General features: G+C 36.2%; 27 protein-coding genes and 5 tRNA genes. 10 read left to right on the forward strand and 22 right to left on the reverse strand.

Annotation, left to right across the window (positions count from 1 at the left end; all coding sequences use genetic code 11):
- Positions 1-52 precede the first annotated feature (52 nt).
- The gene (gene bamE / locus HMPREF3263_RS09875; RefSeq protein ID WP_005696748.1) at positions 53-466 is read right to left on the reverse strand and encodes an outer membrane protein assembly factor BamE; all 414 of its coding nucleotides are present in this window, start codon (positions 464-466) and stop codon (positions 53-55) included.
- Positions 467-528: 62 nt separating this feature from the next.
- Positions 529-1,545: a nucleoid-associated protein YejK gene (gene yejK, locus HMPREF3263_RS09880; RefSeq protein WP_005696747.1), complete on the reverse strand. Its 1,017-nt coding sequence runs from the start codon at positions 1,543-1,545 to the stop codon at positions 529-531.
- 139 nt (positions 1,546-1,684) lie between these two features.
- Here yejK and HMPREF3263_RS09885 point away from each other — a divergent pair, with 139 nt between their 5' ends.
- The 3 genes from HMPREF3263_RS09885 to HMPREF3263_RS09895 all read left to right on the forward strand — a co-directional run bounded on the left by HMPREF3263_RS09885 (position 1,685) and on the right by HMPREF3263_RS09895 (position 4,830).
- Entirely contained in the window at positions 1,685-1,903 is a 219-nt protein-coding gene (locus HMPREF3263_RS09885) for a YejL family protein (RefSeq protein ID WP_005696746.1), read from the forward strand.
- Position 1,904: 1 nt separating this feature from the next.
- Positions 1,905-3,647 (forward strand): DUF3413 domain-containing protein, encoded by a 1,743-nt coding sequence (locus HMPREF3263_RS09890; protein WP_070853259.1) that lies wholly within the window; start codon positions 1,905-1,907, stop codon positions 3,645-3,647.
- Between the two features lie 190 nt (positions 3,648-3,837).
- Positions 3,838-4,830, forward strand: coding sequence for an amidohydrolase family protein (locus HMPREF3263_RS09895; protein ID WP_005696743.1), 993 nt, complete (start codon positions 3,838-3,840; stop codon positions 4,828-4,830).
- A gap of 108 nt (positions 4,831-4,938) precedes the next feature.
- On the opposite strand, the gene HMPREF3263_RS09900 is transcribed toward HMPREF3263_RS09895, so the two are convergent.
- From HMPREF3263_RS09900 to HMPREF3263_RS09915, 4 genes are all read right to left on the reverse strand, one after another.
- A tRNA-Val gene (locus HMPREF3263_RS09900) sits at positions 4,939-5,014 on the reverse strand.
- Positions 5,015-5,058: 44 nt separating this feature from the next.
- Positions 5,059-5,134, reverse strand: a tRNA-Val gene (locus HMPREF3263_RS09905).
- A gap of 47 nt (positions 5,135-5,181) precedes the next feature.
- Positions 5,182-5,257, reverse strand: a tRNA-Val gene (locus HMPREF3263_RS09910).
- Positions 5,258-5,316: 59 nt separating this feature from the next.
- Positions 5,317-5,392, reverse strand: a tRNA-Val gene (locus HMPREF3263_RS09915).
- Positions 5,393-5,564: 172 nt separating this feature from the next.
- Here HMPREF3263_RS09915 and gltX point away from each other — a divergent pair.
- The 3 genes from gltX (at position 5,565) to HMPREF3263_RS09930 (ending at position 8,602) form a co-directional block, all read left to right on the forward strand.
- Positions 5,565-7,007, forward strand: coding sequence for a glutamate--tRNA ligase (gene gltX / locus HMPREF3263_RS09920; RefSeq protein WP_005697116.1), 1,443 nt, complete (start codon positions 5,565-5,567; stop codon positions 7,005-7,007).
- An 80-nt stretch (positions 7,008-7,087) separates the two neighbouring features.
- A tRNA-Ala gene (locus tag HMPREF3263_RS09925) sits at positions 7,088-7,163 on the forward strand.
- Between the two features lie 239 nt (positions 7,164-7,402).
- Entirely contained in the window at positions 7,403-8,602 is a 1,200-nt protein-coding gene (locus HMPREF3263_RS09930) for a tyrosine-type recombinase/integrase (protein WP_007526596.1), read from the forward strand.
- Between the two features lie 522 nt (positions 8,603-9,124).
- Here the strand turns inward: HMPREF3263_RS09930 and HMPREF3263_RS09935 are convergent.
- Entirely contained in the window at positions 9,125-9,523 is a 399-nt protein-coding gene (locus tag HMPREF3263_RS09935; RefSeq protein ID WP_070853260.1) for a helix-turn-helix domain-containing protein, read from the reverse strand.
- Positions 9,524-9,759: 236 nt separating this feature from the next.
- Here HMPREF3263_RS09935 and HMPREF3263_RS09940 point away from each other — a divergent pair, with 236 nt between their 5' ends.
- On the forward strand, positions 9,760-10,395 hold the full coding sequence (locus HMPREF3263_RS09940; RefSeq protein WP_070853261.1) for a hypothetical protein: 636 nt from the start codon (positions 9,760-9,762) through the stop codon (positions 10,393-10,395).
- 115 nt (positions 10,396-10,510) lie between these two features.
- On the opposite strand, the gene HMPREF3263_RS09945 is transcribed toward HMPREF3263_RS09940, so the two are convergent.
- The 13 genes from HMPREF3263_RS09945 to HMPREF3263_RS10005 all read right to left on the reverse strand — a co-directional run bounded on the left by HMPREF3263_RS09945 (position 10,511) and on the right by HMPREF3263_RS10005 (position 21,098).
- Complete coding sequence (locus HMPREF3263_RS09945) at positions 10,511-12,232, reverse strand: DEAD/DEAH box helicase family protein (RefSeq protein ID WP_070853262.1); 1,722 nt, start codon at positions 12,230-12,232, stop codon at positions 10,511-10,513.
- A gap of 40 nt (positions 12,233-12,272) precedes the next feature.
- A complete protein-coding gene (locus HMPREF3263_RS09950) occupies positions 12,273-12,551 on the reverse strand; it encodes a hypothetical protein (protein ID WP_070853263.1) in 279 nt (92 codons plus the stop codon).
- Positions 12,544-12,756, reverse strand: coding sequence for a helix-turn-helix transcriptional regulator (locus HMPREF3263_RS09955; protein ID WP_070853264.1), 213 nt, complete (start codon positions 12,754-12,756; stop codon positions 12,544-12,546). The genes HMPREF3263_RS09950 and HMPREF3263_RS09955 overlap by 8 nt, the downstream gene beginning before the upstream one ends.
- Positions 12,757-13,340: 584 nt before the next feature.
- Positions 13,341-14,087, reverse strand: a complete 747-nt coding sequence (gene mtgA / locus HMPREF3263_RS09960) for a monofunctional biosynthetic peptidoglycan transglycosylase (RefSeq protein WP_005697098.1) — start codon at positions 14,085-14,087, stop codon at positions 13,341-13,343.
- Positions 14,065-14,373 (reverse strand): trp operon repressor, encoded by a 309-nt coding sequence (gene trpR, locus HMPREF3263_RS09965; RefSeq protein ID WP_005696738.1) that lies wholly within the window; start codon positions 14,371-14,373, stop codon positions 14,065-14,067. Before trpR ends, mtgA begins: the two co-directional genes overlap by 23 nt.
- 32 nt (positions 14,374-14,405) lie before the next feature.
- The gene (locus tag HMPREF3263_RS09970; protein ID WP_070853265.1) at positions 14,406-16,643 is read right to left on the reverse strand and encodes a transglycosylase SLT domain-containing protein; all 2,238 of its coding nucleotides are present in this window, start codon (positions 16,641-16,643) and stop codon (positions 14,406-14,408) included.
- Positions 16,644-16,711: 68 nt separating this feature from the next.
- On the reverse strand, positions 16,712-17,008 hold the full coding sequence (locus HMPREF3263_RS09975) for a YciI family protein (protein ID WP_049376454.1): 297 nt from the start codon (positions 17,006-17,008) through the stop codon (positions 16,712-16,714).
- 11 nt (positions 17,009-17,019) lie between these two features.
- Positions 17,020-17,490, reverse strand: coding sequence for an acyl-CoA thioester hydrolase YciA (gene yciA / locus HMPREF3263_RS09980; protein WP_049368042.1), 471 nt, complete (start codon positions 17,488-17,490; stop codon positions 17,020-17,022).
- Complete coding sequence (locus HMPREF3263_RS09985; protein WP_070853266.1) at positions 17,490-18,044, reverse strand: septation protein A; 555 nt, start codon at positions 18,042-18,044, stop codon at positions 17,490-17,492. Before HMPREF3263_RS09985 ends, yciA begins: the two co-directional genes overlap by 1 nt.
- A gap of 1 nt (position 18,045) precedes the next feature.
- On the reverse strand, positions 18,046-18,756 hold the full coding sequence (locus HMPREF3263_RS09990; RefSeq protein WP_239658540.1) for a beta-methylgalactoside transporter: 711 nt from the start codon (positions 18,754-18,756) through the stop codon (positions 18,046-18,048).
- Between the two features lie 156 nt (positions 18,757-18,912).
- A complete protein-coding gene (purN, locus tag HMPREF3263_RS09995; protein WP_070853267.1) occupies positions 18,913-19,551 on the reverse strand; it encodes a phosphoribosylglycinamide formyltransferase in 639 nt (212 codons plus the stop codon).
- A 68-nt stretch (positions 19,552-19,619) separates the two neighbouring features.
- On the reverse strand, positions 19,620-20,657 hold the full coding sequence (purM, locus tag HMPREF3263_RS10000) for a phosphoribosylformylglycinamidine cyclo-ligase (protein ID WP_070853268.1): 1,038 nt from the start codon (positions 20,655-20,657) through the stop codon (positions 19,620-19,622).
- Positions 20,658-20,810: 153 nt separating this feature from the next.
- Entirely contained in the window at positions 20,811-21,098 is a 288-nt protein-coding gene (locus HMPREF3263_RS10005) for a YfcZ/YiiS family protein (protein ID WP_005697117.1), read from the reverse strand.
- 206 nt (positions 21,099-21,304) lie between these two features.
- Here HMPREF3263_RS10005 and HMPREF3263_RS10010 point away from each other — a divergent pair, with 206 nt between their 5' ends.
- From HMPREF3263_RS10010 to mutH, 3 genes are all read left to right on the forward strand, one after another.
- Positions 21,305-22,675: a porin gene (locus HMPREF3263_RS10010; RefSeq protein ID WP_070853269.1), complete on the forward strand. Its 1,371-nt coding sequence runs from the start codon at positions 21,305-21,307 to the stop codon at positions 22,673-22,675.
- Positions 22,676-22,766: 91 nt separating this feature from the next.
- Entirely contained in the window at positions 22,767-23,306 is a 540-nt protein-coding gene (locus HMPREF3263_RS10015) for a methylated-DNA--[protein]-cysteine S-methyltransferase (protein WP_005697123.1), read from the forward strand.
- Positions 23,303-23,974, forward strand: coding sequence for a DNA mismatch repair endonuclease MutH (mutH, locus tag HMPREF3263_RS10020; RefSeq protein WP_005697156.1), 672 nt, complete (start codon positions 23,303-23,305; stop codon positions 23,972-23,974). The genes HMPREF3263_RS10015 and mutH overlap by 4 nt, the downstream gene beginning before the upstream one ends.
- Positions 23,975-23,999: 25 nt before the next feature.
- On the opposite strand, the gene tilS is transcribed toward mutH, so the two are convergent.
- Together tilS and pdxY are read right to left on the reverse strand one after the other, a co-directional pair.
- Positions 24,000-25,283: a tRNA lysidine(34) synthetase TilS gene (gene tilS, locus HMPREF3263_RS10025; RefSeq protein ID WP_005697097.1), complete on the reverse strand. Its 1,284-nt coding sequence runs from the start codon at positions 25,281-25,283 to the stop codon at positions 24,000-24,002.
- Entirely contained in the window at positions 25,283-26,149 is an 867-nt protein-coding gene (gene pdxY, locus HMPREF3263_RS10030; protein WP_005697149.1) for a pyridoxal kinase, read from the reverse strand. Before pdxY ends, tilS begins: the two co-directional genes overlap by 1 nt.
- Positions 26,150-26,155 lie beyond the last annotated feature (6 nt).

A 26,155-nucleotide genomic window follows, 5' to 3' on the forward strand; every position in this document is an offset into this window, starting at 1 on the left:
TGTAATACAACGAACCTGCTTGATGTTGCAAGCAGGTTTTGTTTTTTAATGATTACCAGAATTTCCACCAGCTTTTCTTGCCTGTATTTTCAGGAGTGCTGATGATCGTATTATTTTCGTCTTGTTTTGCTACTTCAGGTAATGGTTTATCTAATTCAGCACTGCTTACTAAACCGTTTTGATCAAATTTTACCGTAAATGTGTGTTGTTCAGGTTTTTGGTAAGAGTGTTGTTGTAAGAATACGTAATACCAAGTTAAGTTACTATAAGGATCAATTAAAACCGGTGTGCCAAGTAAATATTGTACTTGTTGCGCTGTCATGCCCGGTTTTACTTGTGCTACCGTCGATGCTTCTAAATAGTTACCTTGTGGAACATCAATACGATAAACGACTTTTTGTACCGTTGAGCAAGAAGTTAAACTTAATGCTAAAACAACTACACCTAAAAATGTTCTTAATTGCATATTTTTTACCTTTTACTGCAAAGTTATGTCGAATGATACCGAAACTTTATGATCTTGCCAAATTAATTATCGCACTTTAATGCTTTTTGAAGTTGATCTTTCAGATTTGGTGGTATCCCTTTGATTGTTAAAGTATCTGTGAGTGGATCCCATTCAATACGGTTATTCAATAAATCCGCATCAAAACTTAATGTTACCCCCTTACCTGAACCTGAAAATTTCGTTAATGTTTTTAAGGCTGAGCGTACTGGCGGAATGGTTTCTTCCAAGCCGTAATCTTGCTCTTCTGTAAAGGTAACAAAAGGGCGCTCGTTTAGAGTAGGTAAATTCGCTGAAAGTTCAGTTAAGGCAATTTCATCACCGCTTGCTAATTGACCTTTACAGTATTCAAATACCTGTTTTTTCACTGCTTGAGTTTGTTCTTTATTCAATTCACCCTGTTCACAGTAGTCACTTACTGCTTGTAATAAGCATTGGTTTTGAACTTGTGGATTTAAACCTTCTTCCGCCCCCAAGAAATCCATAAAGAAGTCACTGATTTTACGGCCAACACGACCTTTAATAAAAGTAAGGTAGCGGTTTGAGTTTGCGTTTACTTGCAAATCCGTTAGGTTTATACGTGCAGCAATATCAAATTGTGTGATATCTAAGTATTCCGTACGGCGAATTTCAAGATTTTCGTCAACTAACATGCTGATACGACTATCTAATAGTGCGATGAATAGGTAGTCAGTTGCTAAAAAGTTGTATTGACATAGGATTAGTGTGCCACTATCAGCAAAATTATATTTGCCCAATTCTTGCGCTAATAATTTTGTGGATTGTTGGCTGAAATTTAAAAAATTGATTTCATTTTCTAATAAACGATTCAGATCTTGTGCGAAAATGGAATTTTCTTGGAAGACACCAAATGCTTTACCTTTATTTTGATAGCCTTGATGTAGTTGCAACATCATTTGTTCGACTTCTGGCGTAATAGTGAGAAGTTCATCACGCAACACGCTTTCCATCATAGTGGTTTCATTTTCAGCGTGCTTAACTAGTTGATGTAGCACGATTTGATTAACCGTAATGCTCATAATTTTTTCCTTCGTAAAATTTACCTTAAATTATAACCGCACTTTTTAAGCAAGAAAAAAGAAATTATTCAGATTGGACAAATTATCGGGTATGATATGAGAAGTTTTTTGTATTTAGAAACAGGCTTAAACATTCCAAATGGCTCAACATTCAAAGTATTCCGATGGGCAAGTTAATGCCATCATTAATGACATGATTAGCGTGCTTGAAACTCACAAAGCGCCCGTTGATCTTTCTCTTATCGCTTTAGGCAATATGGCCAGTAATTTATTAACCACTAGCGTACCAGCCGTACAGCGTGAAGCATTAGCACAAGCCTTTGCCAACTCTCTAATGAATTCGGTAAAAATAAAATAAAATGTTTTGGTTTAAAAAGAGCAAATTTAACGGACGTGAATACCGTGAAGAAACCTCACGAAAAATTTCGTGGGGACACTGGTTTGCTTTTTTTAACATTATTATCGCAATTCTTATTGGTAGTCGTTATGCCTTTCTCATTGACTGGCCAGATACTTTACTCGGCAAAATTTATTTCTTTATTAGCTTATTAGGGCATTTCAGTTTTTGTGTTTTTGCCTTGTATTTACTGGTTATATTTCCGCTGAGTTTCATCATCAAAAATCACCGCACTTTCCGTGGACTAACGGTGATTATAGCGACAATTTGCACTACATTATTGCTGTTTGACACGGAAGTTTTTAACCGTTTTAATATTCACCTTTCTTCTATCGTTTGGAATTTATTAGTAAATCCTGAAAAGGGTGATCTTTCAAGAGATTGGCAAATTTTCTTTGCGCCAATGCCGATTATTTTGCTAATCCAAATGCTTTTCTCCCGTTGGAGTTGGGAAAAATTACGTAGTTTAGAGCGTCAGAAATGGCTGAAGAAAGTGGGATTAGTTCTGACTTCCACGTTTGTCGCGACACACTTAATTTACGCTTGGGCGGATGCATTTTTATATCGTCCGATTACTATGCAGCGTTCAAACTTCCCGCTTTCTTATCCAATGACCGCACGAACATTTTTGGAAAAACAAGGGTTTATTAATGCGGAAACATACTCACAGCGTTTAGAGCAAGAAGGGCGTTTGGATGCATTAAAAGTTGATTATCCGAAAAAAGATCTTCAGTTTGAGCAAGTTGAAAACAAACCAAATATTCTCGTGATTACCGTTTCAGGCTTACGTTATGATGCGCTAACGAGCGAGAAAATGCCTAAATTGTTCGAGTTTGCCACAAGCTCTACTCAATTTACGAATCATTACAGCAGCGGCAATACGAATAATGCCGGCTTAGTAGGCTTATTCTATGGACTGAATGCAAATTATACGGACAGTATTTTGAGTAATCACACACCGTCGGTATTAATTAAAAAGCTACAAGACGAGAAATATCAATTTGTTGCTTATTCGTCTACGGCATTCAAAGACAGCTTATTTAAACAAGCCTTGTTCCGTAATGTGAAATTACCTAAAGTGAAAGCCTCTTCGCCAAAAGAAGCGATAAATAGCGTTTTATCTCTCTTAAAAGAGGATAAACCTTGGTTTGCTTATGTGGATTTAGATATTGCGGATCTAACGGAAGAAAATTACACCAAATCGCTTGCGGAGATTGATCAACAAATTGATACTACTTTAGCATCAGTTTCTTTAGAGAATACGATTGTTATTATTACGGCAGAGCATGGTACAACGTTTAATAAACTGGATGAAAAAGCACAAGAAAACTATTTTGGTCGTGATGAAATCCAGGTGCCATTTATTGTTTACTGGAAAGATTTGCCGATACAAGAAGTGACAAAATTAACAAGCCATACCGATTTATTGCCAGCATTGATGTCATCGATCTTTAAAGTGAAAAATCCAGTTTCGGATTATGCACAAGGTCGTAATTTATTTGAACTTAATGGTGACCCTTGGGTATTGGCATCGAATTTCCGTTGGAATGTCATTATTCAGCCGGATGGCACACAGTATCATATTGATCGCAAAGGAAACTATAAGAAATTTGACCGCACTTATACTGAACAATCTTCAAGCCGCCCTCCGCTCGGCTTGTTCTTAGATGTCTTTAAACAAGAGCGTTCTTTTGTCAATAAATAGATAGCTTTTTTGTGCTTAAAATCTTATACTTTGCACTCAGTTGAAAGACTGAAAAGATGTTATTAATTAAAATCTGCGAATTTTTCATAACATTGCAAACAATTCACAATAGACCAGAACCTTATTGGGTTTGCTTTTCAATTAATACACTTCTCGTCTCTCTTTTCCTTTCTTTTTTGGCGGAGTTATTATGAGAAATCACGTTCGTAGCTTTAAAACGTTTATTCGAGACGAAATCATTAAAAAAGGTGGCTGGGTCAATGCCCATGCTCACGCAGATCGTGCTTTTACAATGACACCCGAAAAAATTGGCATTTATCACAACAGTAATCTTCAACAAAAATGGGATTTAGTGGACGAAGTTAAACGTACATCAAGTGTTGATGATTATTACGCCCGTTTCTGTCAATCGATTGAGTTGATGATTTCCCAAGGGGTGACGGCATTTGGGACTTTTGTGGATATAGACCCGATTTGTGAAGACCGAGCCATTATTGCTGCACACAAAGCTCGTGAAGTTTATAAGCATGACATTATTTTGAAATTTGCGAATCAGACCTTAAAAGGGGTGATTGAGCCAGAAGCACGCAAATGGTTTGATATTGGCTCTGATATGGTGGATATGATTGGTGGCTTACCTTATCGCGATGAGCTGGATTATGGTCGTGGTCTTGAAGCAATGGATATCTTACTTGATGCAGCTAAATCTCGCGGCATTATGTGTCATGTGCATGTGGACCAATTCAACTCTCCGAAAGAAAAAGAAACAGAGCAGCTTTGCGATAAAACTATCGAACATGGTATGGAAGGTCGAGTAGTGGCAATCCACGGTATTTCTATCGGTGCACATAGCAGAGAATATCGTTATAAACTTTATGAAAAAATGCGTCAGGCAAAAATGATGATGATTGCTTGCCCAATGGCGTGGATTGATAGTAACCGAAAAGAAGATTTGATGCCTTTCCATAACGCATTGACTCCGGCAGATGAAATGATTCCAGAAGGGATTACAGTCGCGTTAGGTACGGATAATATCTGTGATTACATGGTGCCCCTTTGTGAAGGGGATTTATGGCAAGAATTAAGCTTGCTGGCTGCGGGCTGTCGTTTCCCACATCTTGATGCAATGGTTGATATTGCGAGTATCAATGGACGTAAAGTGTTAGGTTTAGAGCCAGTTTAATCCCAAATTTGATAAAAGTGCGGTCATAAAACGAAACGTTTTGTGGCCGTTTTTATTTATAAGATAAAACAGAATTAATGTGAATTTAAATGAGGACTTTAAGAAAAGTGGTGGGCGATACCGGTCTCGAACCAGTGACCCCCTCCTTGTAAGGGAGGTGCTCTCCCAACTGAGCTAATCGCCCGCTTGGTCAAACTTTTACAACATTAAAGTTTACTTTGGAAAAAGTGGTGGGCGATACCGGTCTCGAACCAGTGACCCCCTCCTTGTAAGGGAGGTGCTCTCCCAACTGAGCTAATCGCCCGATGCACCTGAAAAGGTATTCGGATTTATTTAAACACTAAAATTAAGTGGTGGGCGATACCGGTCTCGAACCAGTGACCCCCTCCTTGTAAGGGAGGTGCTCTCCCAACTGAGCTAATCGCCCACATAAGAAAAGCGTTTAAATAATGGGAAAGTTTGAGCGGAAAGAACACTTTAGAAAAGTGGTGGGCGATACCGGTCTCGAACCAGTGACCCCCTCCTTGTAAGGGAGGTGCTCTCCCAACTGAGCTAATCGCCCTTAATGTTGTGGATTGGCATTATAAGTATAATGAGATTTCAGTCAATATATTTTTATGAAAAAGCGTCTAGTTGTTGCAAAAATAGGCATAAAATCAGATTTTTTATTTAGAACTCACGCAAGTCGTAGTAGAATAAAAGTAATTTTTGTAAATGAATAGGTTATTAAGAAAATGAAAATTGATCCTCCTTTTGAATTAGATCCGAATGTAAAAGTACGTACGCGTTTTGCCCCAAGTCCAACAGGTTATTTACACGTAGGTGGCGCACGTACAGCTCTTTATTCTTGGTTATTTGCAAAACATAACAACGGTGAGTTTGTACTACGTATTGAAGATACCGATTTAGAACGTTCTACACCGGAAGCAACGGCGGCAATCATTGAAGGAATGGAGTGGTTAAACCTTGCTTGGGAACATGGCCCTTATTATCAAACCAAACGCTTTGATCGTTACAATCAAGTGATTGATGAAATGATTGAGCAAGGCTTGGCTTATCGTTGCTATTGCTCTAAAGAGCGCCTAGAAGAATTACGTCATACACAAGAGCAAAACAAAGAAAAACCACGCTATGACCGTCATTGTTTACATGATCACAATCATGCAGCCGATGAACCACATGTTGTACGTTTTAAAAATCCAACAGAAGGTTCAGTCGTGTTTGATGATGCAGTGCGTGGTCGTATTGAAATCACCAACAGTGAATTAGATGATTTAATTATTCGCCGTACTGACGGTTCACCAACCTATAACTTCTGTGTGGTGGTAGATGACTGGGATATGGGGATTACGCATGTTGTGCGTGGTGAAGACCACATTAACAACACCCCGCGTCAAATTAATATCTTAAAAGCCTTAGGTGCACCAATTCCAGTATATGCGCACGTTTCCATGATTAACGGTGATGATGGTCAAAAACTCTCAAAACGTCATGGTGCGGTAAGTGTGATGCAATATCGTGATGACGGTTATTTACCAGAAGCCTTAATCAACTATCTTGTTCGTTTAGGTTGGGGCCATGGTGACCAAGAGATCTTTACACGTGAAGAAATGATTAAATTCTTTGAATTAGATCACGTGAGTAAATCTGCAAGTGCATTTAACACAGAAAAATTATTATGGTTAAACCATCATTACATTCGTGAGTTACCACCTGAATATGTGGCAAAACACCTTGCATGGCACTATAAAGATCAAGGCATTGATACTTCAAATGGCCCTGCATTAACTGAAATCGTGACGATGCTTGCAGAGCGTTGCAAAACCTTAAAAGAAATGGCGTCAGCAAGCCGTTATTTCTTCGAAGAGTTTGAAAGTTTTGATGAAGCTGCGGTGAAAAAACACTTTAAAGCAGCGGCGATTGAACCGCTTGAAAAAGTAAAAGAAAAATTGACCGCACTTTCTAGCTGGGATTTACACTCTACTCACGAAGCGATTGAGCAAACCGCTGCTGAATTAGAAGTGGGTATGGGGAAAGTCGGGATGCCATTACGCGTGGCAGTAACAGGCTCAGGTCAATCACCTTCTATGGATGTGACATTAGTGGGTATTGGCCGTGAACGTGTGTTAGCGCGTATCCAGCGTGCCATTGATTTTATTAAATCTCAAAACGCTTAATATTTAGGCTGATAAGCAGGATTTGATTATTTCAATATTGACAGTTTATCAGCCGAAATTTATCATAGCTTGCGTTATTTGGGGATATAGCTCAGTTGGGAGAGCGCTTGAATGGCATTCAAGAGGTCGTCGGTTCGATCCCGATTATCTCCACCAAATTCTAATTTTATATAGTATGATATAGTCCGATAAAGCCTTGATATATAGCATATCAAGGCTTTTTTGTTGTTCTAACAAGTCCGATAGAAACCAACCAAATCCACAAATTCTAGTAACACTAATAGTAACACCATGCTATGATAGGATCATATAGTGTTACTAAATTAATTATAACTTTATGATTTATAAAATAAATTTATAAAGTTTTTAGTGTTACTTCATTTTGGAGGTATCTAATGGCAAGAAGAACAACTCCTTTAACAGATACGGAGATAAAAAAAGCTAAGCCAAAAGAAAAAGAGTATAGCTTATGTGATGGTTATGGGCTTTTATTAAGAATTAAGCCTAACGGCTCTAAATTATGGCTATTTAATTATATACGACCTATTCTTGGTACAAGGACTAATTTAGGGCTAGGTACATATCCGATAGTTAGCTTAGCTGAAGCTAGAATGTTAAGAGATGACTGTCGTAAATTATTAGCTCAACAAATTGATCCTAAAAAACATAGAGAAGAACTAGAAAGAAAGCAGCTTATGGATACTCAAAGTTCCTTTGAGAAAGTTGCAGAACTTTGGAAAGAGAAAAAAAGTTCAGAAGTTGAAGAGAAAACGATCAATAAATATTGGCGAAACTTAGAGCTTCATCTTTTTCCTTTGATAGGTCGATATTCTATTAAAGAAATTAAGCCTTCTTTAGTAGTCCAAATGTTAAAGAAAGTGGAGGAAAATGGATCTCCAGATATGGTTCATAGACTATGCGGTCATCTAAATGAAATCTTAAATTTTGCGGTTAATAGTGGGTTAATTGAAAGTAATACTTGCCTAAAAATTAGCTCTACATTCAAGTCTGTTCGTCAAAGAAATAACCCTAGAGTAAGTATTGAAGAAATTCCTACCCTTATAAAATCAATACATAGTGCTAAGATTGAAAAGAAAACTCAATTATTAATCTTATTTCAATTATTAACAATGGTTAGACCTAATGAAGCAAGTAACGCTTCATGGAGCGAATTTGATTTTGATAAAAAAGAATGGAATATTCCTGCTGAAAGAATGAAAGTGAGGTTTCTACATACAGTACCATTATCATCCCAAGTAATGGCTTTGATAGAACAGCTAAGACCAATGACGGGTCATAATAAATATTTGTTTACTCATAGAAGTGATTTAAAGAAAGCAATGAGTTCATCTACTGTTAATATGGCACTAAAAAGGATGGGTTACAAAGATAAACAGACTGCACACGGATTAAGGGGATTGGCTAGAACTTTTTTAGCAGAACAAGGCGTTCAACATGAGCATGCTGAAGCTTGTCTAGCACATAAAACAGGAAGCCAAGTTAGCCTAGCTTATAATCATGCTAATTATTTGGAGAAAAGAAGGGATATTATGCAAATGTGGGGAGATTATATTGAGAAATGTTCTCAATCTTAAATTTTTTAGGAGAAATTACCATTAAACGGAGTTGTTTTTTTTTGACCTGCCTCTATTAATAATAAAAAAAACAACTAAATTTATTTATAAATTAGTTAAAAACACTTAATGAGTATCTATTTTGATAGATATGATTACTTACCTATGTAAAAGCTACAAATACAAATTGTAGCTTTTACTATATATTAAGATCTCTTAGCTACGTTTATTTTTGAAGAAGATTATCATTATAGATCTATATAGAGAGCTAAGGCTGATGATGAGAATCATCAGCCCTTGATCTATAATTTTTATTAATTAATAGAATTCTAATAATATGGGATCTTAAAAATAGGAAATCACTTAGATATAGAATATATAGTCAATATAATGCGAGAGACGCTTATGGCAGGAAAGATAAAAAAACACGTAGGGCAATTCATCTATCCCTAAATAATGCTGCTAGCAGTGATTTAGATAGGTTATACAGCGTTTTCTGATAGTTAAATAATTTAGATAAAATAAGTATATTATAGATAGTGTCTATTTCGATTTAAGCAAAGAAATAATCTCTTTCAATGCTGAAATCTCGCTATCTTTTTGTTCAATCACTAGATCTCTTTGTTTCAATAGCTCATCTTTATGCGAAATAGTTAGTTTTAATCGATCGATTTCTGATGTCAAATTCTCATTTGAACCGTAGTAGTTAGTGTTATGATCATTCATGAAGAACAGTACATTCTTATCATCATTTTTGATTAGTTCTAAAACATCAATATTAAAGATATTAGCAATTTGCTCCAATTTATGAAGATTGAGCTTAGTTTCTCCACGTTCAATTTTAGCATAGCCATTCTTGGACATGTTCATCTTCTCCGCCATATCTTCTTGAGACCAATTTCTCGTTTCTCTAATTGTTCTAATTTTCTCATTAACATTCATAAAAAACACTTAAATTCAACCAACAAATAGTGGTTTGATTGTGCCTTGTTTGTTGGTGGAATGCAATAATTTGTAACATAGAATTCAACTAGCTAATGTATTAGCTTTCGCTTTAAAATAATTCCAATTATTTAAAGAACTATTAAATATATAAGCTTATTTTCATTTTTTACTGTTCATGTGAACTACTAAATTAAAATTGAATACTATAAAAACCTAAGGCAATATGAATCAATATGAAAATTATTAATTTATCAAAATCTATGATTGCTCTGTCAATCTTAAATATTGGCTTTGTACAAGCTAGTGAATCGAAACTTCCTGAGCATAATGCAGAATATTGTTATACTATGGATAATTATGCATCTAATAAGGGGAGTGTTTATTATGATCCAAATTATAATAATGATGTAAGAACTAAATTTATGGATTATTGCATTACAACTTCTACAGCTACTGTTAATGAATCTGGACTTGGAAATGGAGATTATTATAAGCATAAATGGTTATTTGAAAGTTCTAACTATGCTAAATCAGAAGATAATATAGTTCAATTTTACTCCTTTATAGACCATTTATTTAAGTCTCATTTTTTAGATAATAAAAATATTTTTACAATCTGGAGACAAGGAAATATTTCTCCAAGCACGGATTTTGTAGCATCATTAGATGAAATAAATGTTGATAATATTTACCTGAGAGAGCTAGTTCTTAAGGAAGCTAATAATGTATGGTCTTTAGTTTTATCACAGAAAATAGATCCTCAGTGGTCAAAGACCGAAATTTATAATAATGTCATTAGTCCTATGCTTAATAGAAAAATGGTTAATACTTTGCAAGATAGTGGATTCGATATTTCAAAATATAAATAATAAATTATTAACCTAATAAAAACACTAACTCTAAAAATTGCAATTAGAATGTTAATGAAATCATATTAAATAAAAGTAAAGCCTAATAGAAATAAAGTTCTACTAGGCTTTTGTTTTATAAAATTAAATCTATATTAAAGTATTTAATAAGAGCATTTTGAAGTGGTATAGCATCTCTCCTAGATTTAAATTTATAATCAATAATATCATTTAATTCTTTAAGGCTAATTTTAATTTCCACAATTTTATTGTTCAAATCTAAAATATTCATTTTACAAATAAAATTATTGACTTTTTTTAGTGTATTCTTATTCAATTCAGTTTCCATTATATTTAATATTCTTCTCATTTTAGCCATTCTTTTAAAATCATTATCTTCCATATTCAATATACTGTTAATACTCTCTTCAAATGAATCATATCCAGCCAATAATTTTTCATTATAATTGTAGAAAAATGCGACAGATACTGGCTTTTCTATTCTTGCTTGAGTTCTAAAAATTGCTTGAACTATTTCAGCTTTTACTAGATCTTTAGATTCTATTTTAGTATTTAATACTTCAGAAAGCCTTTCTGCATGAAATGTATTATTAAACCATTCGCCAAAAAATATGATAGAATCGCATTTGACATACTCATTTGTAGCCCTGCATTTCCCTGAATTATAATGAATAAACTCACATTTATTGCGTAAGTCTTTATTAATATTTTCTTTGATAAAACTAGCTAGATTGTCTATATGATCTGTATTTTTCCATGTGACGATAAGATGTTTTTTACTATTACTATTATAAATATATTTTTCTAGTTTTTTTATGTCTTCAATAATATCCTCTTTATGTTTCTTCTTAATTTTTCTTGTCCTTCGCATTGATAATAGGGTATCAAAATAAATATTGTTATTGATAGCTACTTTTTTTTGATTGTATTTTTCTACATTCCAATGATTACCATTTTCAAATAAGAAATCTGCTGTAGCATCTAAAATAATTAATTTTGTATCTTCAGCTATAAAATCATTGATATCTTGATGTATGGTAATATCTGATGATATATTTGTATTAGATAGGTCTCCTAAGGCTTTTATAAGTTTATTAAATAACCAGGTAACTCTTTCATGATATAGATTTTCATTTCTTATATCAGGTAAATGATTAAATAATTTTTTAAAAATATCCCTGTCAAAATTTATTATATTTTTAATTACATTTTTATTCAGTTTTATCTCTTTTCCGTATATCAACTCTCTATTATAAAATTCTACTAATAATCTCTCATGATTTACTACTATATCTGTATAAGGAGTCTGAAACTCATCAAAGATAACTAATTCTCTTTTTGCTATTCTTCTCTTTACTGGATCATTATAGTCAATGAAAATATTGCTTGACTCATATAAAGCTCTCCAGTTATTGGTTACTACTATTCTATATTTTAACAAAGCATAAGTACTAAGCTCTAATTCTTTTAATGTATCGCTTCCTTTATAAATTCCACAAATAGACTGTTTAGGATTTAATGCTTTTATATCAAAAATAAGCTTTTTAATTTCCTCATTCGTTTTAACAATAATTAAAGTCGATTTATCAGTATTGGCACAGAACACCTTTAAATTTGTGGTTTTCCCTGAGCCACAACCCCAAGCTAAGACTTGCCTATTTGAATAGCTATCTATGCTATTCTTAAGTTTGTAACTGCTATCATCGATTACTTTATCTAGTAAATAGTTACGTCTAGAAAGTAGATAGTTATTATCATCTACATTGTAATCAATCTCATTATTTTTTAATCTCCATCCCTTCCATTTATCTGGAAAACTTGCATTTTCTTTCTTCATAATAATCTCCATAAAAAAGCCACTAAATAGTGGCTTGGATTTAAATTTTTAGCATATAGATATTATCTATTTCAGTTCTTTTTAAATAATCTACTTTTATCAATTCATTTATAGCTTTAATAAATAAATCTCTTTTTAAGTTAAAAAGGGATTCTGAATTGAAAGTAGTAATCATTATTTCGTAACTTTCATTTTTATTTCTTGTGAGTAATGTATATAGGACATTTCTAGCATTACTGGTCAATTTTTTAAATTTTTTATCTGATAACAATTTTCTATTTATAATTGCATAGATATTGTCATCTATGGTTTTAAGCATAGAGCACCTCATTTGGTTTTTTAATTTCGTTTAAGTATTTATTTACATCTGATTCAAAGTAGCCTACGGAGTTAGCACCTAGGCTAACTTTTTTAGGAAAATTAGGTTTATAATAAACAGAGTTTTTATTCTGCCAAATGTAGAATGTACTTTTAGATACTCCTAATATAGTTAAAAATTCTTTTACCCTGATTATTCTATCCATGGTAAAGTCCTCACGTATAAAAAGGGTATTACTATTTAGCTAGTAATACCCTTATATTGTTTCGTTTAAAAAAAGCGATCTATATCATCACTTTTTGACAAGGCGTATAGCCTCTATTTCATATATTAATAAGAAATCCTTATTTTTTGGTCTAACTAAAATTTAATGTAACCATCCTATACCTCTTTCTGGTTGCCAGCAAGTATTTCCTTAAGTAAATATTTGGCTTTATAGTATGGAAGAGTGAGCTAATTCATTCTCATATATAAATAATGTTTTCATTAAGAAAATTTTTAAAAAAATATGTGTAAAAAATAGGCAAATAATACTATTTTTTATTTTTTAGATATTTTCTCTTGCTATACTGTGATCATGCCATAGGGTACCATATCAATGTTTTAAGTATTATAAATGATCTATCACTTTGTTTTTTAGTAACACCAATTGTAACAACGAATACGTGTTAGGTAAATAAAATCATTATAAATCAATTGATTATATTGTTAATTCAAGTGAGATTATCCCACCAAATTTAAAACCTTGAAACTTAAAGTGAGTTTCAAGGTTTTTTCTTTATGGCAAATCTACATTTCTTTCAGATAATTTAAGCCTAATCCATTCATTTGTCGCATTATCCAACTTTGTTTTTTGCGAACTAACGCACTAGGCTTATTCACTTTATAGATAATAGGATTCGGTAAAACTGCAGCGAGTAATGCTGCTTCAGATTGAGTTAAATTCTTCGCTGATTTTTTGAAATAATAGTGACTAGCTGCTTCCACACCAAAGATACCATTACCAAACTCAGCGATGTTTAAATACACTTCTAAAATCCGTTCTTTGGACCAAAAGATTTCCATTAATGCCGTTGTGGGAACTTCTAACCCTTTACGAAACCAACTTTGTCCATGCCAGAGAAGGAGATTTTTCGCAGTTTGCTGTGAAATCGTTGAGGCCCCTCGGGTTCGGCGAGATTTTTCATTAAATTTAAAGGCCTTTTGAATTGCCTCAAAATCAAATCCCCAATGGTGGGGGAATTTTTGATCTTCAGCGGCAATTACTGCAAGTTGCATATTCGGTGAGATTTCATCAAGGCTCACCCAATCATATTTGATTGAATAGCTAAAATCTAACTGCAATAAGTGCCCAATTTTTTGCTGTACCATATAGGCAGAGAAGGGAACAGGGATAAAGCGGAAGCAAATAAAAAACGCGAGGATTACGAGAGAAAAACGCCACGCAACCCGTTGCCAATTTTTTTTCCACCAAGATGGGCGAAAAAGATGTAAAAGTGCGGTCAGAATTCGCTTAGTTTTTTGCAGCTTGCTCATCGAGTTGGCTTTTTACCCAGTTTATAAAATCCGGATCCATTGTTTTGAGCATATTAGAACCACGCGTAATGGTTGCTGCACTGGTATTGAGATTCTGTTGAATCTCTCGTTGGGAGAGATTCTTATCCAATAACTGAGCCACGATTTGCAAACGTAAACCCACCGCATCGCGCTCATCTGGCGTGAGCAGAAGCGTTAAGAAATCTTGTGCTTTGCCTTGCTCAAATGCGGTTTGCAAGGTCGCGAGGAAAGCATTCCATTGTTCTAAATTGCGGCTAATATACATATCAACAATCCTATACTATTAAACTAGTGCGACTAGTATAGCCGATCGTATTCCTCTTGGCTAAAGGTTTGTAATTTTTCTTTGTCTTGTAGGTGTTGATAGTAAAAATCATAAGTTAATACGTTTTGAACATAACCTCGCGTTTCAAAGAATGGAATGGAGGCAATAAATTCATCCATGGCTAATTTGCCATTGGCTCTTGCAAGCCATTTTTCTACACGGTTTGCACCCGCATTATAGGCAGAGGCGATTAAAATGCGATTATTTGGATATTTAGCATTTAGCTCATTTAAGTGAGCCGCACCGAGTAAAATATTATTAAGCGGTTTGAATAAATCTGATTCTCCGTTATAAGGGAGTTGCTGATTTTCTGCCGTTTTTTGCGCAGTGCTCGGTAATAATTGCATTAATCCTCGTGCATTTGCGGAAGATTGCGCCATTGGATTCCAAGCACTTTCTTGGCGAGCAATGGCCATCGCAAAAGTTTTGGTGACACGATTATCCACAATAGCTTGAGGTTCCGTTTCGCTGAGATTCACATTACTGAGAGCAATATCAAAATATTGACTATAAGCATTTGGTAAACGTAATCCGACATAATCCCATGCTTTCGCAATAATCGACCCATCCACACCTAATTCAAACCAATTTTGTTCATTCGCATATTGGCTTAAAGCAATCTGTAGTTGTTCTTCTTGCGATAATTTTTCTAACAGAAAACGCCAACGTTGTTTGGCTGCGCCTAATCGATCTAATTGACGTAATTCGGCAATTTCTGCGAGCTCTGGTTGAAATTTTTTATATTCATGTGCCCAGTAGGGATCGGAAATACTCCGCGCGACAGATAATTCTGTTTGACCGAAATCATATCCTGCGCCACGATTTTCAGGATATAATTTTGCTTTCGCCAACATTGGGTAGAATCCGCGTTCATTGCTTAATTCAGAGAATATTTCTTTGGCTTTTGGGCTATTCCCTTTTTCGAGTGCTTTCCCCATCCAATAACGCCATTCTTGTTTTTGTTTGCTTTCATTAGAAAGCGCATTTAACCAGGTGAGTAAATCTGTTTGTTGCCAAATCGCCGTACGTAAACGACGTTCAATGAGGTTATCTACATTGAGTTTGAGAATTTCCTGATCGCGCCATTGCACAAAATTAGGACTTTCATTATCAAAGAAACGGCTAATAAAGGCGATTTTCCAATCACGTAATTCAGTTTCGTTTAATTGCCAGGTCTTAGCCCATTGCTCGTAAGGGGTGAAGGTTGGCTCATTCATATTTTCCGGAATAGTTCGCAAATAACGAGAAAAACCTAGCACTACGGCAAATCTATGGATAATTTTATTCGTATTACCATCAATTAATGGCAATGACTCAGCGAGTGTTTTCAAATTAGCTGGATTTTTTAAGAGATCCAAATAAAGAGCCAAATCAATATTTACCTGAGCATTTTCTTTCGCACTATCAACTTTTTCTAATTCTTTAGCGAGTATTTCGAGACCTTTCGCGTCATTTTTACTAAAAAGCATTTCTGCTTTTTGATAGATCTTCTCTTCAGTGCGTCCACTTTGTGAATACCAAGCCGCCCATAGTTGAGCATCATTAGGAAGCTCAGCATTGTTAAGCCAAAGTTGTTCATACTCAGACAAAATAGCTGATTTATTCTTATCGTTTGAAGAGTTTTCTGTCGCCTGGGGGCTATTCGTCGTTTCTACTTGATACTTTGCTGTAAGCACGGCAATTTGTGTTTCCAAATTATTGGGTGTGAGTTTGGCGAGTGCTTGAGTATCTTCAGCATTGGTTAATAATGTAAAAATGCTTTGTTCTAATTTTCCACGTAGAAAATGAGAGGGATGTTGCTGAAGAAATTGTTCAATGTCTGTTCGCAATGTATTCACTTCTTCACGAGGCGTATCGCGACTAACAGTTTTTACACGTGCATCTAAATAAGCCGCCATAGCATCAGTTTGCAATGGATAGCCTTTTAAGGAATCAATCAAACTCAGGAATAACTTCGCATTATTAGAAATATTATTACTTTTGACCGCACTTTTTAGGAGTGATTCTAATTGCAGAAAAGTCGCACGTTGTTCAATCAACTTTAATTCATGAACGTGCTGTTGTTGTGCCCATTTAGCTTGTTCTTCTGCAAGGTTAATTTGTGGTGCAGTTTCATTTTTGCTTTTATGCGCATGTTGATTCGCCAAAGCTGAACCTGAAAGTGCGGTTAAAATAAATAATGAAATTGTCGTGTGTTTAAGTGCTCGCATAGGAGATTCCATATAAAGAAATGAAGACGGATATTTAGATCCGTCTTTGAGTATAGAGTTCGTTTTATTTAGAAAACTTTTTTAAAAGGCTTCACAATCACATCACCGTAAACGCCGGCTTCTACGTAAGGATCTTGTGCTGCCCATTCTTTCGCTGCAGATAGGCTTTCGAATTGAGCAATCACAGTAGAACCTGTAAAGCCGGCTTCACCTGGATTTTCATCATCAATGGCTGGATTTGGACCTGCTGTTAATAAACGTCCTTCTACTTGTAATTGTTTTAAACGAGCAAGATGTTGCTCACGTACTGAAAGGCGTTTTTCTAAAGAGCCTGGAATATCTTGGGCAAAAATTACATAGTACATAGTTTCTCCTGTTAGCAACTTAGGTGTAATTCTTCAATTGTTTTTAAGGCTTGCTCTAATTCATGGTTACCTTCACGTGGAATGCTGCGAGATTTTCCGTCGGCATCCACTGCAACAAAGGTAAAGACGGCATCGGTGACACAATAGCGTTCACCAATGGGTTCGCTAGAGACTTTTTTCACCCATACTTCCACTTTAATTTTAATGGAAGAACGTCCCACTTTAAGACATTGTCCGTAGCAGCAAACTACATCCCCTACAGAGATAGGCTTAATGAAGTTCATACTTTCAACTGCAACGGTGACGACACGCCCGTGGGCAATTTCTTTCGCTAAAATTGCGCCGCCCATATCCATTTGTGACATAATCCAGCCACCAAAAATATCGCCGTTTGCATTGGTATCTGAAGGCATTGCTAAGGTGCGTAGTAATAATACGCCTTTAGATTGACGACCGTTTTTATCAGTAAGATTTGTAACCATTATTTATCCCCGTTATTTTTTTGATCATCTTTAGGTAAGTAACGGTAAATATAAGCACCGCTGATGATTGTTGCAACAAAGGTCATACCAAGTAAACCGAAAGATTTAAAATCAACCCAAGCATCTTCTGACATATTTTGACTGATATAAATATTTACAAGCATACACAGAATGAAAAATACTGCCCATCCTATATTTAATTTGTTCCACACATTATCTGGTAATTGGATTTCTTTGCCTAATAACTTTTTCACCAATGGCGTATTGAATTGGAATTGTGCAACCAATAAAACAATGGCGAAGAGGGCATTAATAATGGTGACTTTCCATTGTAGATATTTGATTTCATTGAAATAGGCAGTGAGTAGACCAAAAAAGACGACAGCAATTGCCATGATTTTTTGTTGTTTCTCAATCACACCATATTTCAGTTTTAGCACAATCATTTGAATAATGGTTGCAATCACTAATACGATGGCAGCATCGCGCACACCAAACATTTTGTAGGTGATGAAAAAGAGAACAAGCGGAATAAATTCAAGAAGTTGTTTCATATTATGCCTTCATAAATAAGCTGTAAAAACGGTAAGTAAATACCAAAATAAACATTTGAAATAATGCAGCCAAGATGCCAACGATAGCACTTAAAAATGATGAACCCAAGATTGCACCAAAGGTATTCACTACTAAAGGAAGAAGTAAATAAGTGAGCAAGGCATAAATAATTAATACGCCATTACGCTTGATACCCGCGCGCCATACTTGTAAAGCGCTTTGTCCTATAGATTGATTGGAGACAATATAGTGCACAGGCGATAAGCATAGGCGAACAAAGAAAAATAAACCAAATACCATTGAAACAAAGGCTAGAGGGGAGAGGGCATTTTTGCTTAAAAATGAGCTCATAACATCAGCAAGGCCAAATAAAAGTGGCAAACTCATAAAAATATCTAAAACGACCACACCTAAAAAACGGCGCAATGTCAGCATGAGACCTTGATTAATCGGATTTTCATTTTGCTGACTAATATGATGAATAGTTGCAATGCCGAAGGTTGCAATAAAAGACATCAACAATTGTTGGAATAAAAAAGATCCAATCAGTGCAGTTGGCTCAACTTTGCTTAATGCATCAATAATGTCCTGTTGTGATGGATTAGGATTATCACCCAAACTCGGCATTGGGACACTGACTAATGCATTAATTAATTGTGAGACGACAAAAATCCCAACGAAAATCAGCACGGTTTTTCGCTGATTACGCATAAAATTGAGGCTATCTTGAAAAATCTGAGTAAAGTTAATTTGCATATTATATCCCACAATAATAAAACCCCGATTATACAGGGTTTATTGTTTTTTTCATAAAATCAGGTTGTTTAATGGTGATTTGAGTCACTCTTTTCAAGATCGCATATTGCTTTACTCATTAGCGTAACCATTCGGTGGCAACTGCTTGCCGTCTAAATAAGCTTGATTTTCAATGAGTTTTAATCGATCTTCGACAAACCATTTAATCACTAGAGGATAAATGTGATATTCCTGTTCACGTGTACGAAGTTCAATCTCCCCGACGGTATCGCCAGGAAAAATAGGCACTTTAGCTTGTAATACAATGGCACCACTATCGACCTCTTCATTGACAAAGTGCACGGTTGTTCCATGTTCGCTGTCGCTATTTTCAAGCGCTCTTTGATAAGTGTGTAATCCTGGGTATTTTGGTAGAAGGGAAGGGTGAATATTTAAAATTTTCCCAGTAAAACGTTGTGTGAATGGTTTGGTTAAGATTTTCATATAACCGGCTAACACAATGAGATCAACATTGAGATCGTCTAAATAATCACCTATAGCCTTATCCATATCGAGATTGGACGTAAAATCTTGACGTAAAAAAACGCGGCTAGGAATGCCCGCACTTTTAGCGCGTTCTAAGCCAAATGAATCGATTTTATTACTGATGACGGTCACAATCTTTCCTGGAATAAAGCCTGTTTGGCAAGCCTCAATTATCGCTTGAAGATTTGATCCTTGTCCTGAAATCAGGACGGCAATTTTTTTCATATTATTCTATATAAAAGAAGGGCGAACCTTTCATTCTGAAATTTTCGCCCTGAAATGGAAAAGAAAAATTATTTAATGATTACTTGTGGTTCGTTATCTGTCGCACTTTCGATATGACCGATCAACCATGCATTTTCACCGGATTGTTTTAAAATCGCTAAAGCGGTTTCTACTTGCGATTGTGGTAATGCAATCACCATACCCACGCCACAGTTGAATGTGCGGTACATTTCGTAGGTTTCAATGTTGCCTTTTTCTTTTAACCATTTGAACACAGGTTGCCATTCCCAGCTACTTTCATCGATGACAGCTTTGGTTTTTTTGGGTAATACACGCGGAATATTTTCCCAGAAACCGCCACCGGTTAAGTGCGCAATAGCATGGACTTCGGTTTGTTTGATTAAGGCGAGAACAGATTTTACATAGATTTTTGTCGGCGCAAGCACTTGTTCACTTAATGAACGACCATTTAATTGCTCAGTGGAGGGGTTTACACCGGCAACATCAATCACTTTGCGAATTAAAGAATAACCATTTGAATGTGGGCCACTTGAACCTAGTGCAATTAAAGCGTCTCCTACTTTAACTTGGCTACCATCAATGATTTCTGACTTTTCGACGACTCCCACACAGAAACCTGCAAGGTCATAATCGCCAGCGTGGTACATACCTGGCATTTCAGCGGTTTCACCACCAACTAATGCACAACCAGATTGTACACATCCTTCTGCGATGCCTTTGACTACATCTGAAGCAACATCCACATCAAGTTTTCCTGTCGCATAGTAGTCTAAAAAGAATAATGGTTCGGCGCCTTGAACCACTAAATCGTTAACACACATCGCAACCAAATCAATACCAATGGTATCGTGTTTTTTTAAGTCAATGGCTAAACGTAGTTTTGTTCCTACACCGTCTGTACCTGAAACGAGGATCGGTTCTTTATATTTGCCCGGAATAGCACATAATGCGCCAAACCCACCTAATCCCCCGATGACTTCAGGACGAGTAGTTCGTTTCACGTGTGGTTTAATTCGTTCAACTAATTCATTACCGGCATTAATATCCACGCCTGCATCTTTATAACTTAATGATGGTTTGCTCACAATGCTATCCTATATTTTTAGGTTAAATGATAAAACGGCGTGATTGTATCAGATTAAGCAAACGTTTGCGATAGTGATTTAATTAGGATTTAAGCAAAAAAATAACCGCACTTTATTTTGCATGATAAAGTGCGGTCAATTTCTAAAATATTTTTAGCGATTTGCTAATTCGAAAATCATCGCTTCAGCTTGGCAGCTAAATGTAAAACGCGCCGTTAAATTGGCGCCATTTTCAGTTTCTGTGATTTCACTTTTAATGTCGCAAGGATCGCTTTCTGTTTTGCGTGCTTTTTCAATGAAACGATTAAGTGCCGCTTCAGCTTCAGCTTTATTCGCATAGGTTTGATGAATATCAACAGAGCAATCTGAACCGTCAATAATCGTACCCACATCAACACAACTACAAGTGAGAGATTCTTCTGCTTTGCATGTTACTGTCATAGGATTTCCTTATTTAAAATTAAGATTGGTTCTATTCTAGCATTTTTAAAACGCTCTGCCAAAGTAGCCGCATTTTTTTAATTTAAATATCATTTATTTATCACTGGTCGGAACACTTTTAAATTAATCTAAAATAATTTGCACTCCATTTATTGGAGTTTTAGAATCTCGCGGATTTTTTCATTATTAATAACAAAAGGTTCCAAATGACAAAATTTAATAAAACGCTATTAGCAATGACCACATTGTTAGCAGCAAGCGGTGCAAATGCAGCCGCATTCCAATTAGCAGAAGTTTCTACATCCGGTCTTGGTCGTGCTTATGCCGGTGAAGCAGCAATTGTTGATAATGCTGCAGTAGTTGCAACTAACCCTGCATTAATGAGTTTATTCAAAACTAATCAATTCTCTGTGGGTGGCGTTTATGTGGATTCTAAAATTCACATGAGTGGTCCAGTTACAGTTAATGCACTAGGTCGTACCGTTGCTGTTGGTTCTGCAGCTCATAATAGTGTTGTTCCTGGTTCATTGATTCCAAATATGTATTTTGTGGCACCAATTAATGACAAATTTGCCATTGGTGGTGGTATGAATGTGAATTTTGGATTAAAAAGTGAATATGAATCAGATTACAATGCAGGTGTATTCGGCGGTAAAACCGATTTAAGCGCGATTAACTTAAATTTAAGCGGTTCATATCGTGTTTCTCAAGGTTTAACTGCTGGTGTGGGGTTAAATGCAGTTTATGCCAAAGCAGAAATTGAACGTCGTGCTGGTATTTTAAGTGATGCAGTAAAAAATGTTGCACCATTAGTTCCTGGACTAGTTAAAGCAGGAAAAATTCCTCAAAGTGCTGCCGCATCTTTAGCTCGCTTACAAGGAGTGAATAAAGAAACTGTACTAACCCACTTACAAGATAAAAATGCATGGGGTTTCGGTTGGAATGCAGGTTTAGTGTACGAGTTTAACGAAAATAACCGTGTTGGTTTAGCCTATCATTCAAAAGTCGATATTGACTTTGAAGATGATAATGCTGTGAGTGCGAGTCGTACTATTCGTGGTCAAGGCCCTGCTGCAGGTGGATTAACATTACACTTACCAGATTATTTAGAATTATCAGGTTTCCACCAAGTGACAGATAATTTGGCATTGCACTATAGCTACAAATTTACACATTGGAGCCGTTTCAAAGAGTTACACGCCACCTTTAATGACGGTGAACTTGCTTTCCATAAAGATGAAAAATACCGTAGCAATTCTCGTTATGCATTAGGTACAACCTATAATGTAAATGATAAATTAACGCTTCGTGCCGGTATAGCTTATGATGAAGCGGCAGCACCAACAGAACATGTGAGTGCATCTATTCCAGATACAGATCGTATGTGGTATAGCGTAGGGGCAACTTATAAATTTACTCCTAATCTTTCTATTGATGCGGGCTTTGCACACTTACGTGGTAAAAAAATTCACTTTACTGAAAGCCAATCAATTGGTGGCTTAGCGACAGTAACAGCGAATTATACCTCTAAAGCAAGTGCTAACCTTTACGGTTTAAACTTAAACTACAGTTTCTAATTTGTTAAAAATTTAGCATAATATGTAGCACACCAAATGCATGTTTGGTGTGCTTTTTTCTTATATCAACCCATAAAAAAACGAGAGAAAAATGACCGCACTTTTTTATGCTTATATGGACTCACCAATTGGTCGGTTATTAATGCTTTCTGATGGTGAAAATCTTACAAATTTAGATTGTGAATTGGAACAAACCACGCCAAATCCAAATTGGATTTTACAAGAAGATTTACCGCTTTTTGAAAAAGTACGATGTGCTTTAACGCGTTATTTTAATGGCGAGCCAGAAAGTTTCTCCGATATCCCTTTATTGCCTAAAGGTACCGCATTTCAACAAGCAATTTGGAATGCATTGCGTCAAATTCCTTATGGTAAAACAGCGAGTTATGGTGGATTAGCCGAAAGGATTAATAACCCTAAAGCGGTGCGAGCCGTTGGCGGGGCGGTAGGGAGTAATCCTATTAGTATTATTATTCCATGCCATCGTGTATTAGGGAAAAAATGTGAAATTACCGGCTTTGGTGGTGGATTACCAGCAAAACGCTTTTTATTGAAATTAGAGAATATTCCTTACATCAACAAAGGCGTAGAATACGTTAAACCAAAATTATTGAAGAAATACCACGCATGATCCCACAGACCGAACAAGCCTTATTAGAAAAAGCGCAATCTATTGCGGGGTTAACCTTTGGCGAACTTGCAGATGAGTTAAATATTCTCGTTCCGCCTGATTTAAAACGAGACAAAGGTTGGGTTGGAATGTTGCTTGAAACCGCATTGGGAGCGACAGCAGGTAGTAAAGCAGAACAAGATTTTTCTCATTTAGGCATTGAGTTAAAAACCTTACCTATTAATGCCGAAGGTTTTCCGTTGGAAACCACGTTTGTGAGCCTTGCGCCCTTGGTTCAAAACTCAGGGGTAAATTGGGAAAATTCGCACGTTCGTCATAAATTATCGAAAGTCTTGTGGATTCCTATTGAAGGCAGTCGAGATATCCCTTTACGTGATCGCCATATTGGTCAGCCTATCTTATGGCAACCTTCGACTGAACAAGAACATCAATTGCGCCAAGATTGGGAAGAGTTGATGGATTATATTGTGCTCGGTAAGTTAGATCAGATTACGGCTCGTATTGGTGAAGTGATGCAGCTGCGTCCAAAAGGTGCAAACAGCAAAGCTATCACAAAAGGCATTGGTAAGAATGGGGAAGTAATTGATACTTTGCCGCTGGGATTTTATTTACGGAAAGAATTTACGGCGGGCATTTTAAACGCTTTTCTTAATCATAAAAATGGGTGAATTATCACCCATTTTTTATTTTTTTTCATTTTGAAAAAACACGGAAAAATCCCACCGCACTTTGTAAAGTCTCACCATAAAAAATGAGTGGAATACGATTTCGTTGCCAAGGCGGAATACCGAGATCTTGCCAGATTTTTTTCATGATTTCAGCAGGGCGATTATATTGGCGTTTTACTTTTCCAGTATAAGCAAATCGTACTTGAATGGGTTCTTGTGTATTAGCAAGTTGAACCTGTTTGTCATTCCAATGCACTAAAATACCTTGTGAATTGCATTCGGCATAAATAGTTCCAAGATTATCAGGTAAGGTAATCTTTTGATTTAATGGCATATCAAGGCAAGTTTGCGACAAATCAGCGAGTTTTCCGGTTAAATAGAGACATTGTTGATAACGACGAATAATATGCTCCCCAAGTTGAAATTGTGGGGATGCATCCGCTTTGGCCTGAATAACATCATCAATAATATGCATTAATTGAACCTGCGTTGGCATGGCAATCTGATTTTTACCCAGCCACATTCGCAAAAGTGCGGTTTGTTTTTGCGATGAATAGGCTAGAAAGTTTAAGAGCGAAAACTGTTTTGGATCATCAAGAAGATGTTGCTCAAAACAACCTTGTAATAATTCATTAATCAGTTGCTGTTGCTCAAAACAATGTTGTGCGGCACGCTGAACAGCGTGATCAAAATGCCTCCAGCGTTGGCGTAATTCAGGCAAAATTTGGTTGCGTAAGAAATTACGATCGTAATGATTATCTTGATTGCTTTCGTCTTCGACCCAAGACAGATTTTCTTGATAAACGTAATCTTCTAATTCATTACGGCTAAAAGAAAGGAGGGGGCGTAGAATAGGCATTCCGAACAATTGACTTTCTTTTTGCATAGCGCCCAAACCTTGTAATCCCGCGCCGCGTTTTAATGCGAGGAAAAAGGTCTCAGTTTGATCATTTAAATGATGTGCAGTGACCAGATATTCGTCAGGTTGAATATGTGTCGAAATGGCCTGATAACGGGCTTCTCTTGCACCCGCTTCAATGCCATCGTGCATTTCCACTTTGACTTTTTCAATAATAAGTGGAATCGCAAATTGTTTACAGAGTTGTTGGCAATGAGCCGTCCAAGTATCCGCATTCGGGCTTAATCCGTGATGGATATGGATAGCTCGCAGGCTTAAGTGCGGTCGTTGTTCGCTGAGTTTTTTAACTAAAGAAAGCAGTGCAGTGGAATCCAAACCACCGCTAAATGCAATGAGAAGCTTATTGGCGGTGGTTGGAATTTGTGCTTGGAATAATGAAAAAAGATCCATTAGGCCACTTTAACAGCTTTGTAGTTTGTGCTTGGATTTAAGATCTCAAAACGCGCCGCAATAGGTTGGAGTTCGTAAGATTTCAAATCAAAGGTGGTTTTCATCACACCCGCCACGGCATTATTCATTTTTTCAAAGGCTTCGACATCATTGTCACAGTTTAAGTAATGCGCCAAGAAAGTACCGGCAATTAAATCGCCCACACCAACAGGTTCAAAGTTGAATTTATAAAGTGGACGGTTTAAATGCCATACACCTTCAGGTGTCGCCATAATAATTTCAAAGGTATCAGGATCATTGAGTTTGCCTGCAGTTCCTAGATGTTTGACCAATACTTTTTTCACACCTTTGGCAATTAATGCATTAGCTGCTTTCAGCACATCTTCAAAGGTGTTGATAGGGAAATCAGAAAGTGTACGAAGCTCTGAAAGGTTTGGTGTCATGATATCCGCGCGCGGAATGGCTTTTTCAATTAAGCGTTCACGTACGCCATCGGCGACCACGCAGACTTTTTCTGCATTTGGCATAACAGGATCGCACAAGTAAAGTGCACTAAGGTTACGTGCTTTGATTTTTTCTAAAGCATAGATAATTTGGTCAACTTGTTCAGCTGAACCTAAATAGCCAGAAAGCAACGCATCACATTCTTGCAGTTTCCCAATGGCATCTAAACCGTTAGCAATTTCACCAATTTGTTCTTGTGGAATCACCATGCCAGTCCATTTGCCATATTGGGTATGGTTAGAGAATTGCACGGTATTGAGTGCCCATACATCCACGCCTAATAGCTGCATTGGGAAGGTGGCAGATTTATTACCAGCGAAACCATAAACCACGTGAGATTGAATGGCTAATACATTTTTCATTTTGAA

It is taken from the genome of Haemophilus sp. HMSC61B11 (assembly GCF_001838615.1).
GTDB lineage: Bacteria > Pseudomonadota > Gammaproteobacteria > Enterobacterales > Pasteurellaceae > Haemophilus_D > Haemophilus_D parainfluenzae_AD.